Source organism: Bacillus sp. TE9106W, from assembly GCF_054062215.1.
In genome coordinates this window covers 1-5,373 of sequence record NZ_JBSSFA010000028.1, presented here as the reverse complement: position 1 = coordinate 5,373, position 5,373 = coordinate 1, and the positions used below count along the sequence as shown (strand labels likewise).

Annotated in this window: 5 protein-coding genes, 2 rRNA genes and 1 pseudogene; 6 read left to right on the top strand and 2 right to left on the bottom strand. The window is 34.3% G+C overall.

Annotated elements, in window-relative coordinates; translation table 11 throughout:
• Positions 1-77: ribosomal RNA gene (locus tag ACVWY7_RS26900) — 16S ribosomal RNA — on the bottom strand; the annotation flags it as partial.
• 477 nt (positions 78-554) lie between these two features.
• Here ACVWY7_RS26900 and ACVWY7_RS26895 point away from each other — a divergent pair.
• The 6 genes and pseudogenes from ACVWY7_RS26895 to ACVWY7_RS26870 form a co-directional block, all read left to right on the top strand.
• Positions 555-1,268 carry a response regulator transcription factor gene (locus tag ACVWY7_RS26895; RefSeq protein WP_000651982.1) on the top strand — a complete coding sequence of 238 codons (714 nt, stop codon included), beginning with the start codon at positions 555-557 and terminating at the stop codon, positions 1,266-1,268.
• A complete protein-coding gene (locus ACVWY7_RS26890; protein ID WP_000686994.1) occupies positions 1,258-2,271 on the top strand; it encodes a sensor histidine kinase in 1,014 nt (337 codons plus the stop codon). Before ACVWY7_RS26895 ends, ACVWY7_RS26890 begins: the two co-directional genes overlap by 11 nt.
• 68 nt (positions 2,272-2,339) lie before the next feature.
• Entirely contained in the window at positions 2,340-3,269 is a 930-nt protein-coding gene (locus tag ACVWY7_RS26885; protein WP_000074566.1) for an ABC transporter ATP-binding protein, read from the top strand.
• A complete protein-coding gene (locus ACVWY7_RS26880; RefSeq protein ID WP_000247726.1) occupies positions 3,262-3,999 on the top strand; it encodes an ABC transporter permease in 738 nt (245 codons plus the stop codon). The genes ACVWY7_RS26885 and ACVWY7_RS26880 overlap by 8 nt, the downstream gene beginning before the upstream one ends.
• A gap of 17 nt (positions 4,000-4,016) precedes the next feature.
• Positions 4,017-4,814 carry an undecaprenyl-diphosphate phosphatase UppP gene (gene uppP, locus ACVWY7_RS26875; RefSeq protein WP_001280039.1) on the top strand — a complete coding sequence of 266 codons (798 nt, stop codon included), beginning with the start codon at positions 4,017-4,019 and terminating at the stop codon, positions 4,812-4,814.
• A gap of 80 nt (positions 4,815-4,894) precedes the next feature.
• A pseudogene (locus ACVWY7_RS26870) lies at positions 4,895-5,165 on the top strand (ASCH domain-containing protein); the annotation flags it as partial.
• Positions 5,166-5,295: 130 nt separating this feature from the next.
• Here the strand turns inward: ACVWY7_RS26870 and rrf are convergent.
• A 5S ribosomal RNA gene (gene rrf, locus ACVWY7_RS26865) occupies positions 5,296-5,373 on the bottom strand; the annotation flags it as partial.

Here is a 5,373-nt window from a genome sequence, read left to right as displayed (position 1 = left end):
TAATCCGTTCGCTCGACTTGCATGTATTAGGCACGCCGCCAGCGTTCATCCTGAGCCAGGATCAAACTCTCCAATAAAGTTAGTTTGTCTAGCATTATAAAATAAAAATTGACGTTTCACGTTGTTTGTTTCGTTCAGTTTTCAAAGAACTACTTAGTCGCTCATTTGCGACTTCCTTATGTTAACATTTTCATCTTTCAATGTCAACTTAGTTTTTTATTTCGTTTGTCACTTTCGACGTTATTGTCATCGGCGACTTGTTCTATATTACACCTCTATACTCTAATCGTCAACACTTTTTATAAAGATATTCAATTAAATGTTTTTACGCTCTTTTAGCTATATACGTCCCTACAAAAATTCATTACCGAAAACTACCTTCTGCTTCTCTTTAATTTATTCTCGCAAAACATATTCAATTTACTTCGACCCTAGGCTTAATTGGCGTGGATATTTCCCTTCCCTAAAACTATTAACCTTATTTTAACAAATACTAGTATATAATTAGAGGGGTGTTGTACCATCAATGAAATCCATTAGAAGTAGGTGAAGATATGAAAGATATACGTATCCTTATAGCAGACGATGATAAAGAAATCCGTAATTTACTAAAAATATATTTAGAACGAGAATTATATATGGTAGATACTGCAATTGATGGCGAAGTAGCCTTACAGTTATTTAATCAAAACAACTATAGCCTCGTTATATTAGATCTTATGATGCCGAAAGTAGATGGTATCGAAGTATGTAGAAAGCTTAGAGATAAAACTAACGTACCGATATTAATGCTAACCGCTAAAGATCACGAAGTCGATAAAATTTTAGGTTTAAGCATTGGTGCTGATGATTACATTACGAAGCCTTTCAGCATTCACGAAGTAGTTGCACGAGTCAAAGCTCTTATACGGCGTTTTTTAGTTCTTGGAAGTAACATTAATGTACAAGAGAAGACAACTTTAGCTTTTAAAGGACTAACTATCAATTTAAATACATATACAGTTCACACAAATAAAGAAGAAATCAGCTTAACCGGAAAAGAACTAGAACTATTAAAATTCTTTACTTCAAACCCAGGACAAGTATTTACAAAAACACAGCTCTTTCGCAATGTATGGGACGATAATTATATAGAAGATGATAATACCGTTATGGTACATATTCGAAAACTTAGAAAGAAAATAGAAACCGATCCTTCCAATCCAAAATTCATTCAAACTGTATGGGGAATTGGCTATAAGTTTGTAGGTGAAAAGCTTGAAGATTGATAAAATCCTCTTCCTTATTTCATTACAACTTATCATTTACGGGCTTTTACATATACAAATGGATCCAAAAGTAAAAATTTCTTTATTTATTACCCTTATCTTAATTACAATGTATCTCTTCTTTTCAAGAATACAATTTATTCAAAACCGCAAATCAATAGACACTAAATTAAGTCGTGCACTAAAGGGGAATTTACAAACGAGATTATTCACAAGTAATGATCAATCGTTCCATAATATCGTTTTTTCAATAAACGAACTAATAGCTGAATTAGAAAAGGTTCGGATTAAAGCAAAAAGGTCTGAGGAATCTAGAAAACAACTTTTATCTAGTATCTCACACGATATCCGAACACCACTCACCTCCATTATTGGATATATCGATGCTTTAAAAGATGGGGTTGCTACTTCTGAAATAGAAAAGCAAGAATATCTTAAAATACTGTATATGAAATCAAATAACTTAAAGCATCTAGTTGATGAAATATTCAATATGGCAAAGCTAGACGCCAATGAATTTCCACTAAAAGAAGAAAAACTCGATTTTTCTGAGGTTACTAGAGAAGTTTTGATCGAGTTTTTACCTGAAATCTCAAAACATAATATTAAACTACAAGTTCTTATGCCAGAGTCTACTTGTCCTATCATTGCAGATCATCTAAGCCTTATGCGGATTATAGGTAATTTAATGAAAAATGCCATTTATTACGGAAAGGATGGGAAAATAATAGGAGTCGAACTACTAGAAACGGATGCAGCATATGAACTTCTTATTTGGGATAAAGGCCCTGGTATTCCAAAACATGATTTACAAAACGTATTTGAGCGAATGTACCGAAGCGAACAATCAAGGAACTCGTCTTTTGGTGGTAGCGGGCTCGGCCTTTCTATTTCTAAAGCGCTCGTTGAGAGGAATGGTGGGCATATATGGGTTGAAAGTATTCCATGGGAACGAACCACTTTTGGCTTTTCCATTCCAAAACACAATACTTTTAAGAAATAGTTAAGAAATGATTAATATGCAGTTAAGCCTTCCTTTTTATCATGTAAGTAAGAACTTATAGAAAGTAGGTGTCTCCTATAAACACAATTATAAAAACGACTAATCTTACTAAAGTATATGGCAAGCAAAAGTCCGTAGATAATCTAAATATTAACGTTCAACAAGGAGAAATTTATGGATTCATAGGACGTAACGGTGCTGGTAAAACGACAACCATCCGTATGCTACTTAGTCTTATAAAGCCTACAAGTGGAACTATCGAAATATTCGGAGAGGACTTATTTCAAAATCAAAAAGATATTTTAAGTAGAATTGGTTCTATCGTTGAAGTTCCAGGGTTTTATGAAAACTTAACCGCAAAAGAAAACTTATTAATTAATGCAAAGATAATCGGGGTTTACAAAAAGAATGCTATTGAAGACGCATTAGAAATAGTGGGCTTGCAGCATGAAACAAAAAAGTTAGTAGGAAAGTATTCTTTAGGAATGAAGCAGCGCCTAGGAATTGCACGCGCCCTTCTCCATTATCCCGAATTACTCATATTAGATGAACCAACTAACGGACTAGACCCCATCGGTATTAAAGAAATGCGAAAACTTATTCATTCTTTAGCTCAAGAAAGAAATATAACGATACTCATTTCTAGTCACATATTAGCAGAGGTAGAACAGTTAGTTGATCGTATCGGAATTATTCACGAAGGAAGGTTACTAGAAGAAGTTTCTCTTGATAAGCTGCGCAAAGCAAACCGTAAGTACATAGAATTTCAGGTGAATAATGAAAATAAAGCTGCGATGCTATTAGAAAATCAATTTCAAATTTTCGATTATGAGGTACATGATGAAGGGAATATTCGCATTTACTCTCATTTTGGGCAACAAGGATACATTAACAGAACGTTTGTTCTCAATGATATTGAAGTATTAAAAATGATGATTAGTGAAGACAGATTAGAAGATTATTTCACCAAGCTAGTTGGAGGTGGAACAATTGGTTAATCTACTCTATACAGAACTATTAAAACTAAAACGCTCTAATATGTTTTTAATTAGCATTATTGGAGCTGGTGTCGCACCTTTCTTAGTCGTAGTAGCCTCTTATATACATATAAAAACAAAACAGCCAACTCCGACTATTTGGTTCCACCAGTTATTCACTGAAGTTAACTTATATACTACTTTAGTTATAGGATTCCCTTTATACGGAGTAGTTGTTGCTTATCTGTTTACCCGCGAATATGCAGAAGATACACTAAAAAATTTACTAACTATCCCCGTGTCGCGCATTAGCTTTATTATAAGTAAGTTCATCATTCTCTTCCTTTGGATCATGATGCTAACTTTAGTCGCTTGGTCGCTTACTTTAATATTAGGGCTATTGGGGAACTTCCCTGGTTTTAACACTACTTTACTTTTAGGTTCTTTCCTAAAATTTTTAATATGTGGCGGCCTTCTCTTTCTATTATCTTCACCTATCGTGCTATTAACTCTTTTAATGAAGAGCTATGTACCGCCTATTATATTAACAGTCATTATTACAATGACGAATCTTATGCTCGTGAACTCCAAGCATAAAGATTTATTTCCGTGGACGGCTACTCTAGATATTGCAAATAATGAATTACAACCCACATATCCACCAGAGTATTCTTATATCATCATTGCAACAACAGCAATTTTCGGATTTATTGCAACACTATTCTATTTTAAGAGAGTAGACATTCATTAATTTATAGGAGTGAAATTATGAGCGATATCATTACTGCCTTCATACTCGGTATTGTAGAGGGGTTAGCTGAATTTTTACCTATCTCTTCTACTGGTCACCTTATATTAGTCGGGCATTTATTAGGATTTGAAGGAGAAAGAGCAAAAACGTTTGAAATTGTTATTCAGCTAGGCGCGATTTTAGCTATTGCAATTTTATATCATAAACGTCTCGTTTCTTTATGTAATATTAAGCCTCTTCTACGCAAAGAGAAAAAATTCAACGCATTCCATGTATTTCTTGGTGTATTTCCGGCAGTAGTCGCTGGTTTGTTACTACATGATGTTATTAAAACTTACTTATTTCAGCCATACACTGTTGTGATTGGACTTGTAGCAGGAGCAATTCTTATGATCTTTGCAGAAGTAAAAAAGCAAGAGGCAACCTCCTATTCACTGGACGATTTAACGTACCGTCAAGCATTAACAATCGGATTATTTCAATGTTTAGCAGTATACCCTGGCTTCTCTAGAGCCGGCTCTACTATCTCTGGAGGTCTATTAGCAAAAGTAAATTATAAGACTGCATCTGAATTCTCTTTTCTCATTGCCCTTCCTGTAATGGTTGGGGCTACAGGCTTAGACTTATTAAAAAGCTGGACGTATTTAAGTGTCGACGATATCCCTATGTTTGCGGTAGGATTCATCACTTCTTTCATAGTCGCAATGTTAGCAGTAGTAACTTTTCTGAAGCTTTTAGAGAAGATAGGTTTAAAACCTTTTGCATATTATCGTATTTTGCTGGCTATCTTATTTACAGTCTTCGTATTACTATAGATTCGTATATGTCACATATTATTGAACCGATATTCAAGTTGAAGTATCGGTTTTTCTCTCTTTCACCTCTAGTATAACTTATTTCAGTAAGGTCTAGTGGAAATGGTGAAAAACCAGCATCTGTTACAGCTTGGCAATTTGGTAATTCCCCTAATTATCTCGCACAGTTAATAAATGATGACATAAAAATAGTAACATGCTTTGGCCATATTTTTTATGAATTAGAAAATGAAGTACTACTAACAACTAACCGATAGTCAGAATGAACCTGTAGCTATTATTAAAACAATAGAAGTAACTATAATGCCATTGAATGAAATAATAAAAGGACTCGCTATCGCTGAAGGCGATCTCATACCTATAGTTGCGAACTTATCAATATGAAAAACAAAATGAAGCTATAATTAATAACGATTTCACGAAAAGCTCACGCTTTATTAAACACGAAAAAACACAAGTCAAAAGACTTGTGTTTTTAGTTGCTTGGCGACGTCCTACTCTCACAGGGACAAGGTCCCAACTACCATCGGCGCTAGAGAGCTTAACTTCCGTGTTCGGT